The sequence below is a fragment of the Halobacillus sp. ABH2_015 genome (assembly GCF_056158945.1).
On record NZ_JBSWUG010000002.1, the window covers coordinates 43,332 to 67,108 of the forward strand.

Genomic DNA, 23,777 nt, shown 5'->3' on the forward strand with positions numbered 1-23,777 from the left:
ACCTTTATTGTAAATATGTAAGGAAAGTTGACATGTTCGTGAGGGGAGAAAAAAGCCTGCCGGAACGCAAGGGTCCCCGGCAGGCTTTTCGGCAGGCTTATAAGTCATCAAATCCGTTCGTATCGGATACTTTTGTATATTGCCTGGATTTCTGTTCGAAGAAATCCGATTTTCCTTCATCCACGTCCTGATAGGCACGGATCCACTTGAATGGATTTGTATCCTGTTCAGGGTAAGGCTTATCCGTGCCAAGCATCCGGCACCGTTTGTTTGCGATATAGCGGATATAATCTTCAAGATCATCCATCGGTATGCCCGGAAACTGATCTCCGATAAGGTGGCGTCCCCATTTGATCTCAAGCTCTGTCGCTGTTTTAAACGTTTCTTTCGCGAATTCACGGTAAGCATCGGCATCAAGCTGAGGGTTTTCATTCAACGTCTCATTGAATATCCGCGTGAACAAGCTCACGTGAATCTGTTCATCGCGATTAATGTAGTTGATCATCGTACTGGTGGAGACCATTTTCTGATTACGGGCAAGGTTATAGAAAAAGGCGAACCCGGCATAGAAAAACAGTCCTTCCAGGACAACGTCATAGACGATGGATTTCAAAAAGGAATCCAGGGAGGGGTCATCAATGAAATCCTGATAGCCGTCGGTAATAAACTGATTGCGCTCCATCAGGACGTCATCGTGCTTCCAGTATTCAAAAATCTTTTCCTGTTCCTGCTGGTCTACGAGGGAGGACAGGACATAAGAGTAGGACTGGTTATGGACAACTTCCTGGAACGCCAGCACCTGCATGAGAGCGGACAAACTGGAATCGGTTAGATAATCCGAGATTTTTCCTGAGTAATCAGTCTGGACCGAATCCAGAAAAGCGAGCAGACCGATAATCTTCTTGAATGATTCCTGTTCCTGGGCGCTCAGCTCCGGCCACTGCTTCAGGTCGTTGCTCATGTTGATTTCACTCGGAATCCAGAAGTTGGCGAGCATCGTTTTATACATCGGGTAGGCCCACGGATAGCGGGTGTCATCCCAGTTCAATATATTGGAGCTGCGTCCGTTAACGATTCCGGTGGACGCATTAGGTGCTTCGTGGTCGACTAACTTTCGTTTGTTTAATGTTTCCATAAGTCTTGGTCTCCTTTTTACGATGAGCAGCTTTCACAAGCATCAAAGTCTCCGGAACTTGAAGTGGAGCGGGTATAGTAAGTGGTTTTCAGACCGTTTTTCCATGCATCCATATGCAGCGCCAGCAGTTCCTTGGCCTGAATGGTATTTCTGACATACAGGTTGAAGGAAATGGACTGATCGATATATTTCTGGCGGATGCCGTTCTGGCGGATGCTTGCGTGCTGATCCACATCATAAGCGGATGGATAGTACCCGTAGGTTTCATGGTTCAGTTCGGGAGCTGTCACCGGGATTTTATAATTTTTCTTTTCTTCGGAGTAGAATTTCTTGAATACCGGATCAATACTTGCTGTACTGCCGGCAATTAAGGAGGTACTGGAGTTTGGCGCCACAGCCATCAAATAACCGTTTCTCATGCCTTGCTGGGAGACTTTCTTCTGCAGGGCTTTCCAGTTCCACGTGCCTTCCTGGTCAAACGACCGTTTAACAAAAAATTCTCCGGTTTCCCAGTCGGATCCCTCGAAATATGGATAGCTTCCTTTTTCAGCGGCCAGCTCACTGCTTGCTTCAATGGCGTGATAGGCAAGCGCTTCATATACCTCCGATGTATATTCGAGAGCCTCATCTGATTCCCAGTCCAGCTGCTTCTTGGCGAGAAGGTGTGCCCAGCCGAAGGTACCGAGACCGACGCCGCGGTAGGAATGGTTTGTTAACTGCGCTTGAAGGACAGGAATCGTATTTTGTTCAATGACATTATCCAGCATACGAACCTGGATGCTTACGAGGCGCTTCATAACGCCCGCAGGAACGGCACGGCCTAAGTTGACACTGGACAGGTTACAGACGACAAAATCCCCCGGGGTTTTTACCGAAATGATTTTTCCGTCCTCGACATACTGTTCCTCCTGCACAGTCGCTTTTTGATTCTGGGCAATTTCTGTACAGAGGTTACTGCAGTAAACCATGCCCTGATGGCTGTTGGGGTTCATACGGTTCACTTCATCCCGATAGAACATGTAAGGGGTCCCGGTTTCCAGCTGACCGATCATGATCCGCTTCATAATTTCAATGGCGGGTACTTTTTCCCTGGACAAATCAGGGTTTTCGATACAGGCCTGGTATTTTTCCCGGAAAGAACCGGCTCCTTTATGTTCATCAAAGTGGTCTTCCAGAGAAAAGCCCATAACCGTACGAACTTCGTGAGGATCGAATAAATACCAGTCCTCCCGGTTTTCCACCGCTTCCATAAATAAGTCAGGGATGGATACCCCTGTAAACAAATCGTGGGTGCGCTGACGTTCATCTCCGTTGTTCAGCCGGCTGTCCAGAAACGGGAAGATATCCTTATGCCATACGTCCAGATACACGGCGACCGCTCCCTGACGCTGGCCGAGCTGATCCACGCTGACCGCGGTGTTGTTCAACTGTTTCATCCATGGAAGGACCCCTGAGGAAACGCCTTTGAATCCACGGATATCGCTGCCGCGGCTGCGGATTTTACCTAAGTACACACCGATGCCCCCGCCATGCTTGCTCAAATTGGCAATGTCTGTGTTGCTGTCATAGATGGACTGGAGGGAATCATCGATGGTATCAATGAAACAGGAGCTTAACTGTCCATATCTCTTTCCGGCGTTGGAAAGGGTCGGGGTAGCAACGGTCATGTACAGGTGACTGAGAGCCCAGTACGCTTCCTTCACAAGAGAGAGACGCTTGTTTTCATCTTCCTGAGCCATTAAAACCATGGCAATAATCATAAAACGCTCTTGAGGGAGCTCGAAAATCTCCCCGGACTTACTTTTTGCCAAATAACGGTCCGACAGCGTTTTCAGACCGATATACGTAAATAAGTGATCCCGTTCCGGCGTGATAACCTGTTCCAGTTCATCCAGTTCTTCTTTTTTGTAATAAGTGAGCAGCTTGTGTGTGTAAATCTGTTTCTCGATCAACGTCTCAATCAAGCCATGAAAATTTTGATAGGCCTTCGTTGTGCTGCGGTTCCCTGCAGAGGCTTCGTACATACGGGTGAGCAGGATCCGGCTGGCCACATAAGTCCAGTCCGGTGCCGCTTCATCTATTTCGGCGAGGCACTCGAGGATAAGGTCATCTGCCTGTTCATCATAGGGTTTGTCTGCGATCTGTGAAGACTGCTTTTCTAAAAAATCGTCCAGGGGAAGCTGAGGAAAGTCGTCCTTCCATTGTTGAATCTTGTCCGTCCAGCTTGTCGTCGTTAATGTGGCAGCCATAGTGTCACTCCTTTTTTTTCATAAAAAAAACCGCTCTTTGGGGGTGAGCGGATGAAACCATGAAACGAAAAAAAGGAAGAGACAAGGCTCTTTCATTTCATCGCTTCATCTTCTCAATCCCCGAAGAAGTTGAAACTGCGACGAATGAAGACAGGTCTCCTGGCTGACACTCGTTCTTACTCCGGTCCTTCCCGTGCGTGGCACAGTGGTTTTACCGTTTCGCGAGTGCTGACAGTTGCGGGGGCAGCTCCGGTTTTTCACCGGATTCCCTATTAAGCCTTGTGGCATCTTCGATTCGTTCATACTATATATAGTGTTTTTGTTGTTGTTTAATAGCTTATCTAGTGTTTTTATCATAACGTGGGTGGATGAATCATGCAACTCTTTTCTTTTGGATGGTTGGTAGGATTCCCCTTTTTTCGATAAGGGAAACCAGTGAGTGGCGCGGTTTTGTATACTATAATGAAAGTGGGAGAAAAATTTTTCAGGAGGGTTCAGAATGAGTGAAACATTTAACTGGCATAAGGAAGCAGAACGCCAATGGGACAGCCGTTCAGATATGTGGGGAGAAAAGAGCCGCACCATGTGGGAAGAGGGAAGCAGGAAGAGCATTGTCCCTTTTGTGAAAAAATATCTGCCGGCCGGCACAATTGCGGACCTTGGCTGTGGAGATGGATACGGTTCCTATATGTTATCCAAGGAAGGGTATGACGTGACAGGCGTGGACCTTTCCAAAGATATGGTGAACAAGGCCAATCAACGGGTGGACGATCATTCGCAGCTGAGGTTTGTGCAAGGCGATTTGACGGATCTGCCTTTTGAAGATGAACAGTTCGATGGCGGAATGGCTGTTAATTCACTGGAATGGACAGAAGTACCTGCAGCGGGGCTGGAGGAAATGAAGCGGGTGCTGAAGCCGGGTGGACGCCTCTGTATAGGGCTTCTTGGCCCGACAGCAATGCCGAGAGTGAACAGCTACCGGAGGCTGTATGGGGAAAAAGTGATCTGCAATACGATGATGCCATGGGAATTACAGCAGCTGGCTGTTGAAAATGGCTGGGAAGTGATCGATGGAGAAGGCGTTTATAAAAGAGGGGTGGAACCTCACCTGCTTGCCGATCTTGATGAGGATTTGAAGCAGGCGCTGACATTTATGTGGCTGTTCATTTTGGAGAAAAAATAAACCGGCACCTATGAACAGGTGCCGGGAGTGTGGACTATAAATGCTCGTCAAAAGAGTTAAGGTTATCTTCGTCCGTTTCATCCCAAAGGAAAACGGCAAGCATCCGGTCCACTTCTGCAAGCTCATGCAGACCGGAATGTGTGGCCAGATTGTTGAAAATCAGCTCCTCTTTGTACTGACCGAAGGGAACAATCTTCTCCAGTCTGCTGACACTGGAAGAGTGGACGAGTCCATCCCAATGGTCTTCTTCCGGTTCCGTTCCGTTGATGACGCCCGCAATGGCAAGCACTTCAATTTCGGGCGGGAAGTTTTCCTTGTTTTCTTCCATCTGTCGGAGAGCTTCTGACCCGGGCTGGAGATCTGTGGTCGCCTCCCCATAGTTGGACGCAAAGTAGCCTTCCTTTTTAATGCCATTGAACGGACTTGCAATGACGGCCAGTTTTTCGACCTTGGGCGCCGGCAGGTCGGACTCTGACATGAGGTACCCGGCAGAAGCCAGGCCGCCCATCGAATGACCGACTAGATTCACCTGCTGGATCTTATGTTCCGTCCGCAGCTTCTTCATCACCTGCTGAAGCCAGTACGTCTGGTCCTGGATGCTTGCCCGGTTGTTTTCGAAAAGTACCTGGACAAATGGGCGGGGTGTACTGGAGAAGTTTCCTTGAATCGATACCATACCGGATGCAGAAACATAAATGGTCATATGTTTTTTCCCCCATTGAAGGTTTTCCATCCGGTCTATCATCGACTGAAAGCTGCGCGGGCCGCCTTTATATCCATGTACAAACAATGTCGGTGTCAGCTCAGAGCGTTCCACCGGTTCAGAGCTGCTTGATTTTGCGCTTATAAAAAATATGAGAAGACCGATAAAAACCGAGCCTATGAAAATGAGGCTCCATTTTTTTGTAAACAGCTGCCGATTCAACACACTTCCTCCTGTTCCTTCTGTTAGATGATCGTTTCTTTTTATTTTAGCACAGACCCGGGTGGGCGCTGCGCATAGATGTACTATACCCCGGTGGTGTGAACTTCATGTCAATGATTTATCCCGGCACACTTTTTGGTTTACTTCCATTATTTCGGGGAAAACTGACTGTGAAATCAAAGAAATGAAAAGTGGAAAGGAGCATGACATTGAATCAGGAAGAATTGAAGCAGCAGATCCATCAACTGATGGATAATCATAAAGTTGGAACACTGGCTACGGTAAAGGACAGCAAACCGCACACCCGTTACATGACTTTTTTCAACGACGAGAATTTCACGTTTTTCACCCCGACGAGCAAGGAAACACATAAAGCGGAGGAGATCGAGGGAAATCCACACGTTCATATCCTTCTGGGATATGAAGGAGAAGGCTACGGCGATACCTACCTGGAAGTACAAGGGCAGGCGAAAATCCGCAGTGATCAGGAGATTAAAGAGTGGATTTGGAATGATGAGATGACACGATGGTTCGATGGCAAGGATGATCCTGAATTTGTCGTTCTTGAAATCCTCCCGGAAACGATCCGTTACATGAACAAAGGTTCCCATACACCGGAAACCCTGGAATTATAAGAACAACAAACAGCAGGCTGTCGAGCCTGCTGTTTTTAGGTTTCCAGCCCACATGGATCGTCTTCGTATTCAACTTCAATTGTTATGTGCTCCAGCTGGATGGATGTCAGTGTGTTTTTTACCCCTTCCTTAATGGAACAGATCTCCTGTTTCCCCGCATTTCCTGCTACGACTACGTGGGTGGAAAAAGCATGGTTTTCCCCATCAAGAGACCACAGGTGGGTATGATGGCTGGATAACACCCCTGGAAGGTCATCGATTTTTTTGATGATTCGTTTAAGGTCCACATCAGATGGAACAGCTTCCAGGAACAGCTTCATCGTTTGGACAAGATTTTTGACGACATTATACAAAATAAACAGAGTGATTCCAATGGAAGCCACAGGGTCCAGGATCGGTACGTCAAAGAACATCATGATAACACTGGCGATGAGAACAGCGATCCACCCGAGGACATCCTCAAGAAGGTGCCATGTCAGAACTTTCTGGTTCATGGAATCCCCGCCGCGCAGACGGAAAACGGCAGATCCGTTAATGACGATGCCGAGAATGGCCACGGCCAGCATCCCCCCGGCATGGGGTTCAGGGGGATCGAAAAGCCGGGGAACGGCTTCGACGAATATGAAAATGGATCCTACGATCAGGACGATACTATTGATAAGAGCGGCCAGAAGGGAGAAGCGCCGGTAGCCGAAGGAAAAGCTTTCGGATGTTCTTTTTTTGGAGAACTTCTGTAAAAACCATGCAAGGCCTAGAGAGAGCGAGTCTCCGAGGTCATGCAGCGCATCGGATAATATCGCCATACTATTCGTTAACAATCCGCCGATGATTTCAATTATGGTAAAAGCGAAATTCAGAAAGAAAGCGGTTTTGATTTTTCCGGTTGTCGAGTCTGCGTGATGATGATGGTGATGACCCATCCTTAAACCTCCCTTTATATGAATATATGTTCATATATTAAAAATAAGCAAAGAAGAAGAGGTTGTCAAACGATTTTCCATCGTTCCCCCTGAGGGGGGAGACTCCTATTCTCCTGCCATGCCTTTCAGCCATCGACTGGGTAAAAACGTCGGTAGATATGGTAATAGTCAAGCTTATGCCCTGTCGTCATGGCGAGCCTCTCCATCTCTTGAAGCAGGAAGGTTTTGTCGAGTTCATAAATGACTTTCTCTTCAATGTGATCAATGGTATTGCAGGCAAATTCCCAAAGCATTTCGTGTTTGGATTCATCAATGGATTCAGCAATAGATGCGATTGAACCGACAAGGTCGGTAATAATCAGATGGTTGTCCCGGGCATAATGCCGGATATAGCCGAAACCCCGGTAGATGTAGTACTCAAAGGATTCGGAAAGCAGGATGACACGAACCTGCCCGTCCTTATCCATCAAGTAAGGGGTGAAGGTAATATAATCTTCGACGGTGAGCATCAGTTCTGACATGCGGTAAATGGTATTGGAAGCCGTTTTGGGATCATCATTGCTGATGGATTTGATCGCAATTTCGGCAAGCTTATGCATCCCCATCTGCAGGTCCTGCAGCTCCGTCTCCTTATAGCCGATGCTGATCATCCGGATGTATTTCTCCTTTTCGATATGATCAGCTCCAGGCCCCCAGTAGCTGATCAGTTCATTTCCCCGCAGGATATAATCACCGACCTGTGCTTTGAATTGAAGGATAATGTTATCTTTCCGAGCTTCTTCGATCATCGTCTGGTAATCGACAAGCTGGACATATCCGGATTGAACAGCACCGATATGGAACGTCTTTTCCTGATAATCCTCCAGCAGATTGTCCGGGTTTTCACAGCGGTGAGCTTCAAGGTCTTTTCGGAGTGTCTGATTGATGATTTTCTCCGATGACTGCTTCATGGAGTCCGTGATGTTATGTACCTGCATCCATGTTGTCGCATGGTTGATGAAGTAAATAAACGTCACAGATGAAGTAAAGGCCATTAGAATCGTAATGGTCGGGACGGCCACAAAATACTCATATTCGGCATTCCCGATGAAAAGGAATACAAGAAGCACGTAAACAAAGTTCCCATTAAAAATACCCAGAGCGTGCTGGGTCCGTTTATCAGAAACAAAGTTAATAAGCATCCTTGGAGAGAATTGTCCGCTGAAAGTTGTAAGCACAACAAGCAGGGAGTTCAATGTAAAGGCACTCAATGTAAGAATTCCGCCAATCAGCGTACTGACGAGCATTCGTGTGATATCGGCATTAATCCGGAAGAACTCATGTGTATATTGTTCCAGCTGAAAAGACAAGTCCAGATACAGGGTGGCTATGACGAAAAGAATCGAAGCGGCAATATAAATGAGCGGCATATACCAAATGGTCATTTGGATTTCATGTTTCCGCTGACGCTTCGACATCTCAAAATATTTACGTAAAGATATCGGGAGTATCTTCAAAAGCATTGGTGTTCCCTCCTTTTTTTTGGGTGGAATCGTTATGAAAGAGACCACTTTATAATTCCCTTTCCTTCTTTTGTTAAAACCGTCATAATTGTAGGAAAATAGAGGGAGATGATCAGGAATGGACTTGAACTGGATGGAAAAAACGTATGAGCAGCTGACAAAGGAGGAACTGTACAGCATCTTGAAATTACGCGTCGAGGTATTCGTCGTAGAGCAGGAATGTCCGTATCCGGAAATTGACGGACGTGACCCCGAATGCCTGCACATCTGGATGGAGGGTGAAGGAAGAGTGGCTGCTTACTGCCGGATCGTCCCCCCGGTTGAGGATAATAACTCCTACAGCATCGGCCGTGTCATTGTACATAAGGATTATCGTGGAAAAGGAATGGCACGGAAGTTGATGGATAAGGCCATTCAAGCTGTCGAAACGAATTACCATACCGATCACATCTGGCTTTCAGGACAGGAACATTTAAGAGGGTTTTACGCTTCTTTCGGATTTGAGGAAATGACCGGCGTCTATCTTGAAGACGGCATTCCCCACGTGGATATGAAGAAGAATTTGTAAAGTGTCCAAATGTTTGAAAGGCATCCAGGCGGGAATGATAGCCCTGTATAGTTCCTGAATGGAGGTAATTGAGAAATGAGTCCACAAACATTTACGAAACAATATATCAATGGCCAATGGAAAAATGGCTCCAGTGAGAAATTTGTAGAGAATGTCAATCCATATACAGAGCAGTCCATCGCATCGATCCCGTCCGCCAACCAAGACGATTTGAATGAGGCATATGACGCGGCTGTCCAGGCGCAGGAAGGCTGGATGACAACGCTGCCTGCCGAGAAGCAGACGTATTTTGATCAGCTGCTTCACGTCGTGCAGGAGCGGAAAGAAGAAATCGTCGACTGGCTTGTGAAGGAATCCGGAAGTACAATCGTCAAAGCTGAAGTAGAATATCAGGCGGCTGTGTCCATCATCCGTGAATCCGCCAGTTTCCCGACGAGAATGTCCGGCTCAATTCTTCCGTCCAACACGCCGGGTAAGGAAAACCGGGTCTACCGTTCTCCTAAAGGGGTAATCGGCATTATCGGCCCATGGAACTTCCCATTCCACCTTGCTTTGAGATCCATTGCGCCGGCTGTTGCGACAGGAAATACGGTCGTCGTTAAACCAGCTTCTGATGCACCGGTAACGTCCGGCCTGCTCATTGCTGATTTATTTGAAGAAGCCGGCTTTCCGGAAGGTGTGATTAACGTTGTTGTCGGCCGTGGATCTGAAATCGGCGACGCTTTTGTTACTCACCCAGCCGCTAAGCTGATTTCCTTTACCGGTTCAACAGAAGTGGGCAGCCATATTGGAGAGCTGGCCGGTAAACACATTAAAGACACAGCGCTTGAACTTGGCGGGAACAACGCCATGATCGTCCTTGATGATGCAGATGTGGAGAAAGCCGTGCAGGCCGCTGCTTTCGGTAAATTCCTGCACCAGGGCCAGATCTGCATGTCTCTGAACAGAATCATCGTTCATGAAAGTGTTCATGATGCGTTCGTCGAGCAGTTCAAACAAAAAGTGGAAAGCCTGAAAGTCGGTGACCCTTCTGAAAAAGATACGGCGGTCGGACCATTGATCAACCGCGATGCTGTCGAGCGTATACAGGAAGATCTGCAAAAGACCCTTGATCAAGGGGCGGAAGTTCTTACAGGTGGAGAAGCAGATGGAAATGTTCTGCAGCCGACGGTGCTGACCGGTGTCACCAACGATATGCCGATTGCGAATAATGAAGTGTTCGGTCCTGTAGCTTCTGTCATCAAAGTGTCTTCGGAGGAAGAAGCGATTACAGTCGCGAATGGTTCTCCTTACGGTTTAAGTGGGTCTGTTTTCACCCGTGACGTCCACCGCGGCGTTGAAGTAGCGAAGCGTGTGGAAACGGGTATGATTCACATCAATGACCAGTCTGTGAACGATGAAGCGCATGTCGCTTTCGGAGGAGAAAAAGAGTCAGGCCTTGGTCGTTTCGGTGGCGAGTGGGCCCTCGACAAATTTACAACCGTAAAATGGATCGGAGTCATGAATGGCTATCGTGAATATCCATTTTAATCAAATGAAAAGCCCGGACCTTGTTAACAAGGTCCGGGCTTTTTTTTGGATGATATCGTTGTGGGTTCTCCAGAACTCTTCTGCCGTCAGGAAGGCTGCAAAAGGATAAGTAGTAGTGGAAAGGGAGGAGTGATGTTACAAATACTTCTCTATTTCCCATTTAGGGCCATGGGCAATTAACACGTTGAGTTTATCGGCATATTCTTTTGCATCTTCTTTGCGAGTAAATATCCGCTCTCTCCGGTCGATGGGATCCCTGAGGATTTCAATTACACTGCTGTCTTTTCGTATGAGCGCGTACATTCAAACCCCTCCTATAAGATATGTGTAATCTTTGTATAATATATATTTAAATCGATTTACAGTGAAAGTGCAACTTTTATTTTACGATAAAATCGAAATGATTAAGAAGAATTTCAACAAAAAACGCCTGTTCCTTGTAGAACAGGCGTTTTTGAGGTTTATTTTTCCGCGAATTTTTTGAAGCGTACAACAGCTTCCTTCAGTGTTTCTTCTGAATTATTCAAGCCGATACGCACATATCCTTCTCCACTCGCTCCAAAACCGATGCCGGGGGCCACAAACAATCCGGTTTCCTCAAGCAGGGCATCTGCAAAGGACTGGGAGGTATAGTCTTCCGGCACGCGCAGCCAGGCGAAAAATGAACCTTTGCACGGCTCTACATGGTATCCAGCCTCTTCCAGACCGGATAAAAGGAGATCGCGGCGCTGCTCATACGTAGCTGCCAGTTCCTCTACACCAGTCTGGGAACTTAGGAGGGCTGTAGCAGACGCTTTCTGGAGGCCGCCGAAAATACTGCAGAAATAGTGGTCCTGGATAGTTTCGATGGCTTTAATAACGCTGGGGTTCCCAACGGCGAAGGCCACGCGCCAACCGGCCATGTTAAAGGTTTTGGACATCGTGTAAACTTCTACACCCACATTTTTGGCACCTTCCACCTGCATGAAACTGAGCGGTTTGACGCCGTCAAAACCGATGGCTCCATAGGCGAAATCATGAATCACGCAGACATCATGCTTTTCGGCTTCTTTGATCGTTTCTTCGTAAAAAGCCTTGTCCGCTGTTGCCCCGGTCGGATTGTTCGGATAATTGAGGAACATAAGCCTGGCTTTTTCCCAGCTTTCGGCATCAATGGCTTCATAGTCCGGGAGGAAGTGGTTTTCAGCCAGCAGCGGCATCGGCTTCATTTCCGCTCCGACCATTTCGATTCCTGACCAATAATCCGGGTACCCGGGATCAGGCACGAGTGCGACATCTCCAGGATCAAGGAAGCACTGGCTTAACTCCACCAGGCCGGTTTTACTGCCGGGCATGATGGCGATCTCTGTTTCAGGGTCCAGGTCTACATCATACTCGCGCTTGTAAAACTCAGCGATCGCTTCCTTAAAGAACGGATATCCGTGGAAAGGAGGGTACTGATGAAATTCAGGATTGTCGGCAGCTTCCTTCAAGGATTCAACAATGTGATCAGGAGTCGGCTGATCCGGGTTCCCCTGACCGAGGTTAATAGTGTCCCAGCCTTTATTTTCATAGGCATTTAATTTATCAATCAGCGTTGCGAAAAATTGATCCGGCAGACGCTGGATGGCTTTGGATGTTTGGAATTCTTTCATGGATGGTCACCTCAGACATATGTTTTTGGAAAAGTCGAACAAAAAGATAATATAGACAGTGTAACATGACGGAAGTTTGAGTGGGAACATTAATGGTAAAGAAGTAAAGATAGAAGGAACGTCTGCAAACAGGAAAAGGAGTGGGAAGAATGGATTATGTGATCATTGGCGGCGATGCGGCCGGTATGAGTGCGGCGATGCAGATCGTCCGTAACACAGAAGGCAGTACCATTACAGTACTGGAGAAAGGGGAGATTACTTCATACGGCCAGTGTGGTCTGCCCTATGTACTGAAAGGTGTGGTGGATTCAACGGAAGACCTCATTGCAAGAAAACCGGAAACCTTCCGTGAGAAATACGGCATTGATGTACGCATCCGTCACGAAGTGGAACAGGTGGATTGTGACCGGAAAAAAATCTACGCCAGAAACCTTGACGGTGACGAGCAGGTGGAAATCACGTACGATAAGCTCTTGATTGCTTCCGGTGCATCCCCCATCGTCCCACCGTGGAATGGACGGCATCTGGACGGGATTTATACGTTGAAGACCATTCCTGATATTGAGGAAATCATGGCAGGAACGACGGAAGAGACAGAACATGTAACGATTATCGGGGGAGGGTATATCGGTCTTGAAATGGCGGAAAGCTACCGCGCCCTTGGAAAACAGGTGAGAATCATTGACCGTGGTGCTCAGCTTGCGAAAATTTTTGATGAAGACATGGGAGAACTGGTGCATGAGGAGGCCCGCACAAATGGTCTGGAACTCCATCTCAATGAATCTGTCGAAGGATTCAGGGGGGATGAACAGGTGGAAACCGTTGTCACGGACAAAGGAACGTATGCAACGGATCTCGTTCTTGTGGCTGCTGGTGTGACACCCAATACATCATTTCTTGAAGGGACAGGCATATACAAAGGGATCAAAGACGCTGTAGCCGTGAATGCTTTTATGGAAACCAGCATTCTGGACATTTATGCCGCGGGTGACTGTGCCGTTCAATATCACCGGGTCAAGGAAAAGATGGATTACATCCCGCTGGGGACCCATGCCAACAAACAGGGGCAGATCGCAGGATTGAATATGGCAGGCGTCCGTACACCTTTCCGTGGAATTACAGGCACATCCATTTTGAAATTTTTCGACTTGACGCTCGGGCGCACCGGCCTGTCCGTAAGGGAAGCCGAACAGGAGCAATTTTCAGTGAAGACGAAGACTGTCCAATCCACACATGAAGCGGGTTACTACTCCAAGGATAACCCGATGACTGTAAAAGTGATTTACGATGCGGAAACCCGCCAGCTTCTGGGTGGTCAAATCATTGGAAAGGACGGGGTGGATAAACGGATCGACGTCCTTGCCACCGCCTTGTTCCACAAAATGAAGGTGGATGATCTGCAGGATCTGGATCTCAGCTATGCGCCTCCTTATAACAGCGTATGGGATCCGATCCAGCAGGCGGCACGTAAAGCAGACTGATTGATAGGGGATTCTATGGGAATATGGTAGGATGGGGGATGAGCAACCTACAGGAGGATGTCATGCTGTGAATACAGATCTCTATACAAAGGCGGAGGAATTCATCCGCCTGTTCTACTATGAGCAACAACTTTCCGGAGTGGAGGACCGACTGGATGAAGTCCGGCAGTCCATCGACGAGGAAGGTACTTATACCCATACCTCTACGGAATTGGAATTCGGTGCCAAGGTGGCATGGCGGAACAGCAACCGTTGTATCGGCCGCCTGTTCTGGGATACGCTGCGCGTCTTTGATGCCCGCCATCTTGATACAGCCGAAGCTATGCGGGATGCCTTGTATGACCATATCGATTACGCTACAAATGGAGGACGCATCCGTTCAACAATCACCATTTTCAAACCGGAAACGGAAGAGCACCAGATCCGGCTTTGGAATCACCAGCTGATCCGGTACGCCGGCTATGAAGAAAATGGGAAGGTGACCGGGGATCCAGCTTCCGTGGAATTCACTAAACGCTGTCAGGAACTTGGATGGCAGGGGGAAGGAACGGCTTATGATGTTCTTCCTTTAGTCATTGAAGCGGATCATGGGCAGCCGCAGTGGTTTGAAATTCCTAAGGAGAAAATTTTAGAAGTCCCGCTGAGACATCCGGATTTTGACTGGTTTAAGGATTTGGAGTTGAAATGGTATGCTGTCCCCATTATTTCCGATATGCGTCTTGAAATCGGCGGGTTGAATTATACTGCAGCCCCGTTCAACGGGTGGTATATGGAAACGGAAATCGGAGCCCGTAACCTGGCTGATGAATTCCGTTATAATCTGCTCCCGGCAGTCGCTGAAGCGATGGGGCTGAATACGCGCCGCAATACATCGTTATGGAAGGACCGGGCCTTGATCGAATTGAATCAGGCCGTTCTTCATTCCTACCAGATGGATGGTGTGAATATCGTCGATCATCATACAGCTGCCAAGCAGTTTCAACGGTTTGAACAGAAAGAAAATAAATGTGGACGTCAGGCGACAGGTGATTGGACATGGTTGATTCCGCCTGTATCGCCCGCCGCGACGCACATTTTCCATTCTTCCTATGAAAACCGGATGGATTCACCGAATTATTTCTATCAAACGCCAGCCTATGAATAAGAAAACCGTCGGACCTATGAAGGCCCGGCGGTTTTTTAATGGATCAGGTGGATATCGATTTAATTTTCCGTATATCCATGATTTTATGCCGGTCACCATTTTTTTTGGTAGATATCAACGAAATCATTGATAGAGGTCAGGACGTCGGTCCTGGAAAATCGGAATCTGCTTCCGGATCGCCTCCACCTCGGAAAAATCGACTTCTCCGTATACGATTTCTTCGTCCAGCCCTCCTTCGGCTGCAATCGTCCCCCATGGATCAATGATGAGCGAGTGACCTCCGAATGTATTATTCGGGTCGGAACCGGAGCGGTTACAGGCCATGACGAAGCATTGGTTTTCAATTGCGCGGCTGATCAACAAACTGCGCCAGTGATCGACGCGGGGCTTCGGCCATTCTGCGACAACCAACAGGCCGCGGGCTCCGCCGAGCATTTCCGTACGCATCCATTCAGGGAAGCGGATGTCGTAGCAGATGGCCCCTGCCAGCGGGATGTTATGTAAGTGGAAGTTTCCCTGCGTGTCTCCGGACTCCAGATATTTTTCTTCGTCCATCAGACGGAATAAGTGGACTTTACGATAGTTCAGCACACGCTCTCCGTTTTCATTGTAAGCGACCATCGTATTATAAAAGGACTCCTTGTCCCGTTCAGCAATGGAGCCTGCAATGGTTACCCTGTGGTCGCGGGCAAGCTTCTTCAGCAGCTGGTGGGTCGGCCCTTCCAGGTCTTCAGCGATTTCTTCAAGGCGTGTCAGGTCATACCCGGTTGTCCAAAGCTCTGGAAGCAGGATCAAAGTACTTCCCTGGTCGGCCGCTTCTTTTATTTTGGCCTGCGCCGTATTCCGGTTGGCAGACGGATCACCGAAGGCAATATCCATTTGAATCATAGCGATCTTCGTTTTCATTATCATCACCTCATTTTTTCCTAGTGTATCAAATAATTCTGACGTTTTCCTGCATTCCGTGTCTTTTTAGGAAGCGTGCTACAATAGAAAAAAAGATAGAAAGAGGAATGTGCGATGTTTGAACTTTTTCTTCCTATGCTGGAACGGCTTGGAATCATCGTCACGGCTGCCTTTATCTTTACCCGGTTCCACTTTTTCCGTGAACTGGCCGACCAGAAGATATTAACAGGGAAACAGCAGATGACTGCGATCGGATTTTTCGGCCTGTTCGGAATGATCGGCACATATACAGGCATTACGTATGATACAAGTTCCCTGGAATTCGGTCGTTGGGCGTATCAACTGGTGGATACAGAAGCACTGGCGAACTCCAGGGTTATCGGTATCGTGGCCGCTGGTCTGTTCGGTGGTTGGCGTATCGGCCTGGGGGCAGGATTGATTGCAGGGTTTCACCGGTATTTCCTCGGAGGATTTACAGGTCTGGCCTGTGGTGTTTCCGCTGTCGTTGCTGGTTTGATTGCCGGATTTTTTCATAAAAAAGGGAAGCCTTTGAAACTGAAAACGGCGTTGTTCGTCGGTGCCCTGGCAGAGACGATCCAAATGGGAATCATCCTCCTGATGGCACAGCCGTTTACAAGAGCGTGGGAGCTGGTTCAGGAAATCGGTCTTCCGATGATTGCTGCCAATGGTGTCGGGTCTGCTCTTTTTCTGCTCATTATCCGTAATGTGTTAAATGAGGAGGAGAAGGCTGGTGCTGTTCAGGCGCAGAAGGCCCTGAAACTGGCTGAATTGACGGTTGCCCACCTGCGTAAAGGCTTGACGAAGGAATCGGCAGCAAGAGCATGCCGGATCATTTATGATAAAGTTGGTGTAAGCGCTATATCCATGACGGATAAGCAGACGATACTGGCTCATGTCGGCCTGGCTGATGATCATCATCATTACGGGGAAGCGATTCAAACCGATGCGACAAGGGAGGTTATCCGCTCCGGCCGCCGCGTGATTGCCGGACATGAGGACATTCAGTGTCAGCACAAAGACTGCCCGCTGGGAGCGGCTGTCATCGTACCTCTGAAAAAACGGGAGGAAGTGGTGGGGACATTGAAATTTTATGTAAGAACAGAGAAAGAAATATCAACGGTCCTTCTGGAACTGATTCAGGGGCTGAGCGCCCTCCTCAGCCAGCAGCTTGAACTGGCAGATGCCGACCAGGCGGAAGAGATGGCAAGAAAAGCCGAAGTGAAGGCGCTGCAGGCACAGGTGAATCCCCACTTTTTGTTCAATTCGTTGAACGTTATCGTTTCTTTGACACGTACAGAGCCGGATAAAGCCCGTTCCCTGCTCATCGCACTCTCTAAATTTTTCCGTCAGAATCTGGGGGCGACAACGAAGACCCGGGTCAGCCTGGCGGAGGAGTTGAAGCATGTGCGTGCCTACCTCTTAATAGAAGAAACACGATTTGTAGACCGATTGAAGATTGATTATGACATCGATGAGTCCGCTTTATCCGCTGAAATAGCCCCGCTTACGCTGCAGCCTCTCGTGGAGAACAGTATGAAACATGGGGTTAAGGATCAGGATGAAGAAGCACGGATTACTCTGGCCATACAGAAGGAGGGGGCCCGTGTGCACGTATCGATTGCTGATAACGGCAGAGGGATAGACCCGGACCGTCTTGAACAGCTTGGGGACGGAGTCGTAGATTCAGATAAAGGGGCGGGATTTGGTTTGTATAATGTCAATAAACGCTTGGAATATATGCATGGGGAAGAAGCGAAACTGCACATCGAAAGCAGGCCCGGAAAGGGAACGCGGATCAGCTTCACTCTTCCTCTGGTGGAACAGGAGGAAACGGCATGACTGACATGAAAGTACTGATTGTCGATGATGAACGCTTCAGCCGTGAAGAATTGAAATTCCTGCTTCAAGATTTTGAACAGATCAAGGTTGTTGGAGAAGCGGCTTCCGGTGATGAAGCCATTGTGGCAGCTTTAAAATACCAGCCGGACATTATGTTTCTGGATGTTGAGATGCCGAAAATGGATGGACTGGCTGCAGCCTCTGCCGTGAAGGACTTGAAAAAGGTGCCCGAAATCGTGTTCGCTACAGCGTATCCGGATTTTGCCGTAGAAGCGTTCCGCCATCAGGCGCTCGATTATCTGCTTAAGCCGTTTGATGAGAAACAGCTGGCTGAAACGATCAGACGGGTTGAAAAGAAGCTGCAGCCTCAGACAGATCACAGTCCGGGTTCGGTTCCAACCAAGTTTGCAGTTGAGGTGGACGACACCATTGAATACCTCAACCCTTCAGATATTATGTACGTGTACAGAGAGGACAGGGCAACGAAAATCGTCGGCCGGACAGCTGTCTATGAGACAAATGATGCATTGAAAGATGTGGAGGAGCGGCTTCAGCCGTTCTCCTTTTTCAGGATCCATAAGAGCTATCTCGTCAACCTTGATTATATCTACCGGCTCACTCCATGGTTTAATGGAGCCTGGCAGCTCGAACTCCGGGGAGCGGAAGAAAAGCTTTCGGTGAGCAGGAACTATGTAAAGGATTTACGGAAAAAGCTGGAGCTTTAAAAGACGCATTCTTTTTCGATGCGTCTTTTCTGCATGTTGAACACGAGTAACGACATGATAAACAGAACCCCCTCTTTTGTAAGCGTTACCATGATAAACTTTATGCAACCGATTACAAAGAAGAGGGGAGAACAGCTGATGATTACATTTCTAGTCAGTATTGCACTTTTAATCGTCGGATACTTTACTTATGGGAAATATGTAGAAAAGCAGTTCGGAGTTCAAACGGGCCGTGAGACTCCTGCATATACACATGGGGACGGCGTGGATTATCTGCCGATGGGGGAAAAACGGAACTCGTTGATCCAGCTTTTGAACATTGCCGGAGTCGGACCGATTTTCGGTCCTATTCTTGGGGCACTTTATGGTCCTGTCGCGTTTTTGTGGATCGTATTTGGCTGCATCTTCGCTGGTGCTGTGCATGATTATTTAACTGGAATGATATCGATTCGAAACCGTGGGGCTCATCTGCCTGAACTGGCGGGCAGGTTTCTTGGAAAAGTGATGAAGCATGTAGTAAACGCCTTTGCTATCCTGCTTCTCGTTCTCGTCGGAACTGTGTTTGTAACAGCTCCAGCTGATCTTCTGCACAATATGACGAACAGCTGGCTGTCCCTTCCTGTTATTCTGGCAGCAATATTTGTTTATTATCTACTTGCTACGATGCTTCCAATCGATAAAATAATCGGCCGTTTCTATCCGGTCTTCGGAGCGTTGTTATTAATCAGTGCCATTGGAGTCGGCGTATCTCTTGTAGCTACAGGCGCACCGATTCCAGAGTTGTCCATGACGAACATGCACCCTGACAACGCACCGATCTTCCCGCTGTTATTTCTAACGATATCCTGTGGGGCGTTGTCCGGATTTCATGCCACCCAGACGCCGATTATTTCAAGAACTACTCAGAAAGAGAAGCAGGGACGCCGCATTTTTTACGGCATGATGATTGCGGAAGGGATTATTGCCATGATCTGGGCAGCTGCTGCAATGAGCCTGTTCGGCGGATCCGGAGGCTTGAATGAAGTCCTTGCCAGTGGCGGCCCTGCTGCGGTCGTCAGTGAAGTATCGATTGCTATGCTTGGAGCGTTTGGCGGGACGCTTGCTGTTCTTGGTGTCATTATTCTGCCGATCACTTCGGGGGACACAGCTTTCCGTAGTGCCCGGATGATTATCGCCGACTACTTGAACATCTCCCAGAAAAAGCTGACCAGCCGTATCTGGATTGCGCTGCCGTTGTTTGTCATTTCTTTTGCTTTGACACGCATTGACTTCACTCTGCTTTGGAGATACTTCTCCTGGGCGAACCAATCCACGGCTGTCATTGCGCTGTGGGTGGGTGCGATGTATCTGTTCCTCGCCCGAAAAAACTATTGGATCGCCGCTGTTCCGGCCGCATTCATGACGATGGCTACATTCACGTATATCATCAATGCGCCAATCGGATTCGGCCTTCCGTTGAATGTAGCTTATGGGCTGGCTGCGGTCATTACAGTGGGGGTTGTAACAGCTTTCTTTATAGCGGCCAAGCGCGGCCTGCAGCGGAACATCCCGCTGGAAGAAGATTTGAAGCCGACAGCCTGAAGCATCTTCCTTTATATTTCTTAACATCCATGGGCCTTCCATGGATGTTTTTCTTATCGGAAGGAGGGAATGCTTTTTATATGAAAGGGGAGTTGAACATGGAACGAATGATTCATGAAGAAAAAGGAAGACTTTATATGGGAGAAAAACAGGATCCAGCCGCCGAACTGGTTTTTGATGTGGAAGATGATACAATGATCATTCTGAGCACTCATGTGGATCCGGCCGAGCGTGAACAAGGGCTTGGCAGGGAGCTCGTAGATGAAGCTGTGAATTATGCGAGAAAACATAAATTAATGATCGACCCTGTGTGCTCTTTTGCGCATAATGTAATAGAAGAAACCCCGGAATATCAGGTGGTTCGCAAGAAGTAGAGGAGGCGTTTGATTTGGCAGTGATCAGGGAAGTAGAGGACAGGGATTTAATGCACTTTACAAGATATGCCGTGGATTTTCTCCATGCCGTGAAAGATGAACAGGAAGGACAACTCTCAGGAGATGTACTCCGGGAGCGGAAATTCTGGGCTGCTGATCAGTTTACGAATGCCGCGCCGGAACAGAAACTGATCGCCGCCGAAGTGGAAGGCCGGCTGATCGGCTACGGACTTGCTGTAATCAATTCGATTGCCGCTGAGGAAAGAAAGGGACGGATCGAAGAACTGTATGTCGATGAATTTTACCGCAGGGAAGGCATCGGTACACAGTTGTGCCGCTCCTTACTGGATTGGATGCAAGCGCAGGACGTCGAAGACATCCAAGTGGAATGGCAGGGAGCGGGACATGGAGGACAGGAGTTCTTCCAATCGTTCGGATTCATTCCTGTGCGGACGGTGTATCAATATCCTGAACATTTACTCGGCAGGGGTTCGGAAGAATAAGGCCCCGGCTGCAGGGAGGCTGAATCATGAAAAGCGCAATGCTGATCGTCAATCCTTCTTCTGGTAAAGAGGAAGCCCTTACGTATGTGGCTGAAATTCAGGAGATACTTGAAGATAAGGGATATGCTGTGAAAGAGGTGCAGACCGAAAAAGAATTGGATGCTACCAAATACTGCCGGAATGCCTGTAAAGAAGCGTATGATCTGGTCGTTTCTCTTGGAGGAGATGGAACACTTCATGAAACCATTAACGGCATGGTCGACCAGGAACACCGGCCTCTTCTGGCTGTTATTCCACTGGGGACCGTCAATGATTTCGCCAGAGCTTTGAATATACCGCTTCATCCAGATGAAGCGGTCCAGCTGCTGCGTAATGACCATTCCCGGAAAGTGGATATAGGTAAAGTGAACGACCGGTATTTTGTGAATATTACAGCTGTCGGAGCTCTCGCAGAAGCGACGTATGAAGTCAGTCCGGAGCAGAAGACGCGTTTCGGTCCGCTTGCCTATGTGATGGAAGGAATCAAAACGCTCTCTTCAGACGGAACAAGTCCGCTGACCATTCAGTTCGATGACCATAAAACGTGGGAAGGGGACGCGTTCCTTTTTCTGGCCGCTCTAACAAATTCTACAGGTGGATTTGAGCGCCTGGCTCCTGACGCAGAAGTGGATGACGGGATGCTGCACTGTTTCATTCTTCCGCGTATGAACATGATGCGCCTTGCCTCTATCGTTACATCCATTTTAAGAGGCGAATTGCAGGAAGATTCCTCGGTTGAGTATTTCAAATCCCGCCGGGTGGAGATCTCTTCCGGGGAAACGGTGAAAACCAATGTGGATGGGGAGGAGGGAGATCCTCTTCCGGTAGTTCTTGATGTTCTTCCTTCTCATATAGAAGTAATCTCTGTACCTTAGGACGGTGTCGCAGGACCCGTCCTTTTTTCCTGGGCTTTTTGAATGGATGTCCGTTGTTTGAACGTTCATAATAGAAGGGTGAGGTGATGGAAAAATGAAAAAACCGGATCTGGAGGATTACCTGCAGGAAGGGATATACGGAAGCAGAGAAACCAACCCGGGTGAACGCAGACAATTTTTAGGTACGCTGCGGGAACGGATTATCCTTGCGCTGACAAACGGACAAGTGATGCAGGAGGAAGGTTTTGGGGAGCTGGAAAAGGAAATGAGCCGCAACCCCGACGCGACGCTGTTATTGAACGGGGAGATCAGCTACCGCTTTTTATCGCCGTTAAAGGATACAGCGGAAAAGCATAACATTCATCATACAACCATCTCCAACCAGGATACCGAAACGGAGTACGGGGCAGTGTTAACGCTCGATTATGCTGTGGAAAAAGAAGAGATTCATTATCATCCCCCCGCAGTAAAGGAAGAAGCTCCCGAGCGGAAAAGCTTCCTGAAACGATGGTTCGGCATATGAAAAAGGACTGCAGGGAGCAGTCCTTTTTTTATTATTGATATTGTTTGAGGAACCGTGCTAAGCCAGTAAATATAAGTACAAATGAGAACAGAATCATCGCAATGTAGCCTGCATAGTACAAGAACTGATCAAAGAAATTTCCACCCGTATCACCTAAGCTGAACAGGGCGTAACCAGCGAGCAGAGCAGCCAGGAAATAAAATGCATTGTTGTTGAATTCCATGATGGTTTCCCACCTCCTTTGTACTTTCAATATATGAGGAGCAGGCAGGCAATATTTATCTTTTGGAAAATATTTTGTCCTTCATGAAAAACAAAAAAAAACTCCCTTTTGAAAACAAAAGGGAGATGGTGCTCGTCTTTCGATGAGGGAAGACGTACCATGAAATCTACAGGTTATTTTTCCTGGCGGGGAAAAATAATAGGGTCATTCGACGTAAGAGACAAAAGAGTGTACCTATGTAAGAACAGTTACGATGTAACAATCGCTGAAGACGTGGACAACCTGCACGCCATCCCACTTACGGTGATGAGGAAACTCTTTTGCTTCTTTTATTGTACCACTGCTCCGGTGGGTTCTGCTTTGGGAAAAAGAGAGCGTGAAACGGTACTTAAATGAGTGATTCAGGAAAGTTTTTTCTCAAGTTTTGTCTAAGTCTGGAAACTTGTAAAAATGATCCAACAAGTGATTGTCGGAAGTTGACGCATCCTGTACACTTTACATATCAATGAGACGAGGTGGAAGCAATGGATGTCAACAAGCTTCAATGGATGATGCAGATGCAGAGCTTTTCTTTTTTGGGCAGCGCTCAGCAGGGGAATGGTGGACAGGATCTGCAGGGTTTGTCCTTTCAGGATTTGTTTCAAGCGGCAGTCAGTCAGGCGTTTGCGGCAGGGGTTTCTCCCGTGTCGATGAATACAGAGTCCCTTTATTTAAACGGGGCAGATCGACCTTTGGCTTCTCCGGTGACAACAGCACCGAAGCAGCAGCCGGCTCCTGCTGGACAAACAAAAGAATCAGGAAGCCTGGATGATTGGATATTGAAGGCATCTTCCCAATACGGGGTGGATGAAAGTCTGATTCGTTCTGTCATTCAGACTGAATCCAATTTTGATGCAGATGTTGTGAGTCATGCCGGAGCCCAGGGACTTATGCAGTTGATGCCCGCGACAGCAAGGGGTCTGGGAGTGGAGAACCCTTTGGATCCGGAACAGAACATTATGGGAGGGACCAAGTATCTGAAACAAATGCTTGACCGCTACAATGATGATCCGTCCCTGGCTCTTGCCGCGTATAATGCAGGGCCGGGAAATGTTGATAAATACGGAGGTATTCCTCCTTTCCGCGAAACAGAAAATTATGTGAGCAAGGTTCTCGGACGCGTATGAAAAAAATCCCTGACAGGTTACTGTCAGGGATTTTTTCATTGATGCTTATATTCCATGGGCTGATCAGGGCGCCTCCGCATTTCTTTTTTTTGTAAT

23 protein-coding genes and 1 riboswitch are annotated in these 23,777 nt (G+C 48.0%); of the genes, 14 read left to right on the top strand and 9 right to left on the bottom strand.

Annotated features, from left to right (window positions below; translation table 11 throughout):
• Window positions 1-97 precede the first annotated feature (97 nt).
• Together ACXAD6_RS00285 and ACXAD6_RS00290 are read right to left on the bottom strand one after the other, a co-directional pair.
• On the bottom strand, window positions 98-1,135 hold the full coding sequence (locus ACXAD6_RS00285) for a ribonucleotide-diphosphate reductase subunit beta (protein WP_474967135.1): 1,038 nt from the start codon (window positions 1,133-1,135) through the stop codon (window positions 98-100).
• Between the two features lie 17 nt (window positions 1,136-1,152).
• On the bottom strand, window positions 1,153-3,384 hold the full coding sequence (locus ACXAD6_RS00290) for a ribonucleoside-diphosphate reductase subunit alpha (RefSeq protein ID WP_474967136.1): 2,232 nt from the start codon (window positions 3,382-3,384) through the stop codon (window positions 1,153-1,155).
• Between the two features lie 133 nt (window positions 3,385-3,517).
• Window positions 3,518-3,691, bottom strand: a riboswitch (cobalamin riboswitch).
• 192 nt (window positions 3,692-3,883) lie between these two features.
• Here ACXAD6_RS00290 and ACXAD6_RS00295 point away from each other — a divergent pair.
• Window positions 3,884-4,567 (top strand): class I SAM-dependent methyltransferase, encoded by a 684-nt coding sequence (locus ACXAD6_RS00295; protein ID WP_474967137.1) that lies wholly within the window; start codon window positions 3,884-3,886, stop codon window positions 4,565-4,567.
• A gap of 34 nt (window positions 4,568-4,601) precedes the next feature.
• Here ACXAD6_RS00295 and ACXAD6_RS00300 read toward each other — a convergent pair whose 3' ends face one another.
• Entirely contained in the window at window positions 4,602-5,492 is an 891-nt protein-coding gene (locus ACXAD6_RS00300) for an alpha/beta hydrolase (RefSeq protein ID WP_474967138.1), read from the bottom strand.
• A 209-nt stretch (window positions 5,493-5,701) separates the two neighbouring features.
• Between ACXAD6_RS00300 and ACXAD6_RS00305 the strand changes: the two genes are divergently transcribed.
• Window positions 5,702-6,127: a pyridoxamine 5'-phosphate oxidase family protein gene (locus ACXAD6_RS00305; protein ID WP_474970328.1), complete on the top strand. Its 426-nt coding sequence runs from the start codon at window positions 5,702-5,704 to the stop codon at window positions 6,125-6,127.
• A gap of 35 nt (window positions 6,128-6,162) precedes the next feature.
• Here the strand turns inward: ACXAD6_RS00305 and ACXAD6_RS00310 are convergent, their stop codons facing one another.
• Together ACXAD6_RS00310 and ACXAD6_RS00315 are read right to left on the bottom strand one after the other, a co-directional pair.
• On the bottom strand, window positions 6,163-7,047 hold the full coding sequence (locus ACXAD6_RS00310; RefSeq protein WP_474967139.1) for a cation diffusion facilitator family transporter: 885 nt from the start codon (window positions 7,045-7,047) through the stop codon (window positions 6,163-6,165).
• A 125-nt stretch (window positions 7,048-7,172) separates the two neighbouring features.
• On the bottom strand, window positions 7,173-8,549 hold the full coding sequence (locus ACXAD6_RS00315) for a DUF2254 domain-containing protein (protein ID WP_474967140.1): 1,377 nt from the start codon (window positions 8,547-8,549) through the stop codon (window positions 7,173-7,175).
• Window positions 8,550-8,667: 118 nt separating this feature from the next.
• Between ACXAD6_RS00315 and ACXAD6_RS00320 the strand changes: the two genes are divergently transcribed.
• Window positions 8,668-9,117, top strand: a complete 450-nt coding sequence (locus tag ACXAD6_RS00320; protein WP_474967141.1) for a GNAT family N-acetyltransferase — start codon at window positions 8,668-8,670, stop codon at window positions 9,115-9,117.
• A gap of 75 nt (window positions 9,118-9,192) precedes the next feature.
• Window positions 9,193-10,647 (top strand): aldehyde dehydrogenase family protein, encoded by a 1,455-nt coding sequence (locus tag ACXAD6_RS00325; RefSeq protein ID WP_474967142.1) that lies wholly within the window; start codon window positions 9,193-9,195, stop codon window positions 10,645-10,647.
• 135 nt (window positions 10,648-10,782) lie between these two features.
• Here the strand turns inward: ACXAD6_RS00325 and ACXAD6_RS00330 are convergent, their stop codons facing one another.
• A complete protein-coding gene (locus tag ACXAD6_RS00330) occupies window positions 10,783-10,950 on the bottom strand; it encodes a hypothetical protein (protein WP_474967143.1) in 168 nt (55 codons plus the stop codon).
• A 158-nt stretch (window positions 10,951-11,108) separates the two neighbouring features.
• Window positions 11,109-12,281 carry an aminotransferase class I/II-fold pyridoxal phosphate-dependent enzyme gene (locus ACXAD6_RS00335; protein ID WP_474967144.1) on the bottom strand — a complete coding sequence of 391 codons (1,173 nt, stop codon included), beginning with the start codon at window positions 12,279-12,281 and terminating at the stop codon, window positions 11,109-11,111.
• Between the two features lie 149 nt (window positions 12,282-12,430).
• Here ACXAD6_RS00335 and ACXAD6_RS00340 point away from each other — a divergent pair, with 149 nt between their 5' ends.
• Both ACXAD6_RS00340 and ACXAD6_RS00345 read left to right on the top strand, forming a co-directional pair.
• Window positions 12,431-13,762 carry an FAD-dependent oxidoreductase gene (locus ACXAD6_RS00340; RefSeq protein WP_474967145.1) on the top strand — a complete coding sequence of 444 codons (1,332 nt, stop codon included), beginning with the start codon at window positions 12,431-12,433 and terminating at the stop codon, window positions 13,760-13,762.
• Between the two features lie 67 nt (window positions 13,763-13,829).
• Window positions 13,830-14,906, top strand: a complete 1,077-nt coding sequence (locus ACXAD6_RS00345) for a nitric oxide synthase oxygenase (protein WP_474967146.1) — start codon at window positions 13,830-13,832, stop codon at window positions 14,904-14,906.
• Window positions 14,907-15,029: 123 nt separating this feature from the next.
• Here ACXAD6_RS00345 and ACXAD6_RS00350 read toward each other — a convergent pair whose 3' ends face one another.
• Entirely contained in the window at window positions 15,030-15,812 is a 783-nt protein-coding gene (locus tag ACXAD6_RS00350) for a carbon-nitrogen family hydrolase (protein ID WP_474967147.1), read from the bottom strand.
• 114 nt (window positions 15,813-15,926) lie between these two features.
• Between ACXAD6_RS00350 and ACXAD6_RS00355 the strand changes: the two genes are divergently transcribed.
• The 7 genes from ACXAD6_RS00355 (at window position 15,927) to ACXAD6_RS00385 (ending at window position 22,292) form a co-directional block, all read left to right on the top strand.
• Window positions 15,927-17,672: a LytS/YhcK type 5TM receptor domain-containing protein gene (locus ACXAD6_RS00355; RefSeq protein ID WP_474967148.1), complete on the top strand. Its 1,746-nt coding sequence runs from the start codon at window positions 15,927-15,929 to the stop codon at window positions 17,670-17,672.
• Window positions 17,669-18,397: a LytR/AlgR family response regulator transcription factor gene (locus tag ACXAD6_RS00360; RefSeq protein ID WP_474967149.1), complete on the top strand. Its 729-nt coding sequence runs from the start codon at window positions 17,669-17,671 to the stop codon at window positions 18,395-18,397. The genes ACXAD6_RS00355 and ACXAD6_RS00360 overlap by 4 nt, the downstream gene beginning before the upstream one ends.
• A 138-nt stretch (window positions 18,398-18,535) precedes the next feature.
• Window positions 18,536-19,978, top strand: coding sequence for a carbon starvation CstA family protein (locus ACXAD6_RS00365; RefSeq protein WP_474967150.1), 1,443 nt, complete (start codon window positions 18,536-18,538; stop codon window positions 19,976-19,978).
• 98 nt (window positions 19,979-20,076) lie between these two features.
• A complete protein-coding gene (locus tag ACXAD6_RS00370) occupies window positions 20,077-20,352 on the top strand; it encodes a GNAT family N-acetyltransferase (protein WP_474967151.1) in 276 nt (91 codons plus the stop codon).
• Window positions 20,353-20,372: 20 nt separating this feature from the next.
• Window positions 20,373-20,855 carry a GNAT family N-acetyltransferase gene (locus ACXAD6_RS00375; RefSeq protein ID WP_474970329.1) on the top strand — a complete coding sequence of 161 codons (483 nt, stop codon included), beginning with the start codon at window positions 20,373-20,375 and terminating at the stop codon, window positions 20,853-20,855.
• Between the two features lie 26 nt (window positions 20,856-20,881).
• On the top strand, window positions 20,882-21,769 hold the full coding sequence (locus ACXAD6_RS00380) for a diacylglycerol/lipid kinase family protein (protein ID WP_474967152.1): 888 nt from the start codon (window positions 20,882-20,884) through the stop codon (window positions 21,767-21,769).
• Between the two features lie 94 nt (window positions 21,770-21,863).
• Complete coding sequence (locus ACXAD6_RS00385; protein ID WP_474967153.1) at window positions 21,864-22,292, top strand: YueI family protein; 429 nt, start codon at window positions 21,864-21,866, stop codon at window positions 22,290-22,292.
• 31 nt (window positions 22,293-22,323) lie between these two features.
• On the opposite strand, the gene ACXAD6_RS00390 is transcribed toward ACXAD6_RS00385, so the two are convergent.
• Window positions 22,324-22,515, bottom strand: coding sequence for a hypothetical protein (locus tag ACXAD6_RS00390; RefSeq protein WP_027956831.1), 192 nt, complete (start codon window positions 22,513-22,515; stop codon window positions 22,324-22,326).
• 524 nt (window positions 22,516-23,039) lie between these two features.
• Here ACXAD6_RS00390 and ACXAD6_RS00395 point away from each other — a divergent pair.
• The gene (locus tag ACXAD6_RS00395) at window positions 23,040-23,681 is read left to right on the top strand and encodes a lytic transglycosylase domain-containing protein (protein ID WP_474967154.1); all 642 of its coding nucleotides are present in this window, start codon (window positions 23,040-23,042) and stop codon (window positions 23,679-23,681) included.
• Window positions 23,682-23,777 lie beyond the last annotated feature (96 nt).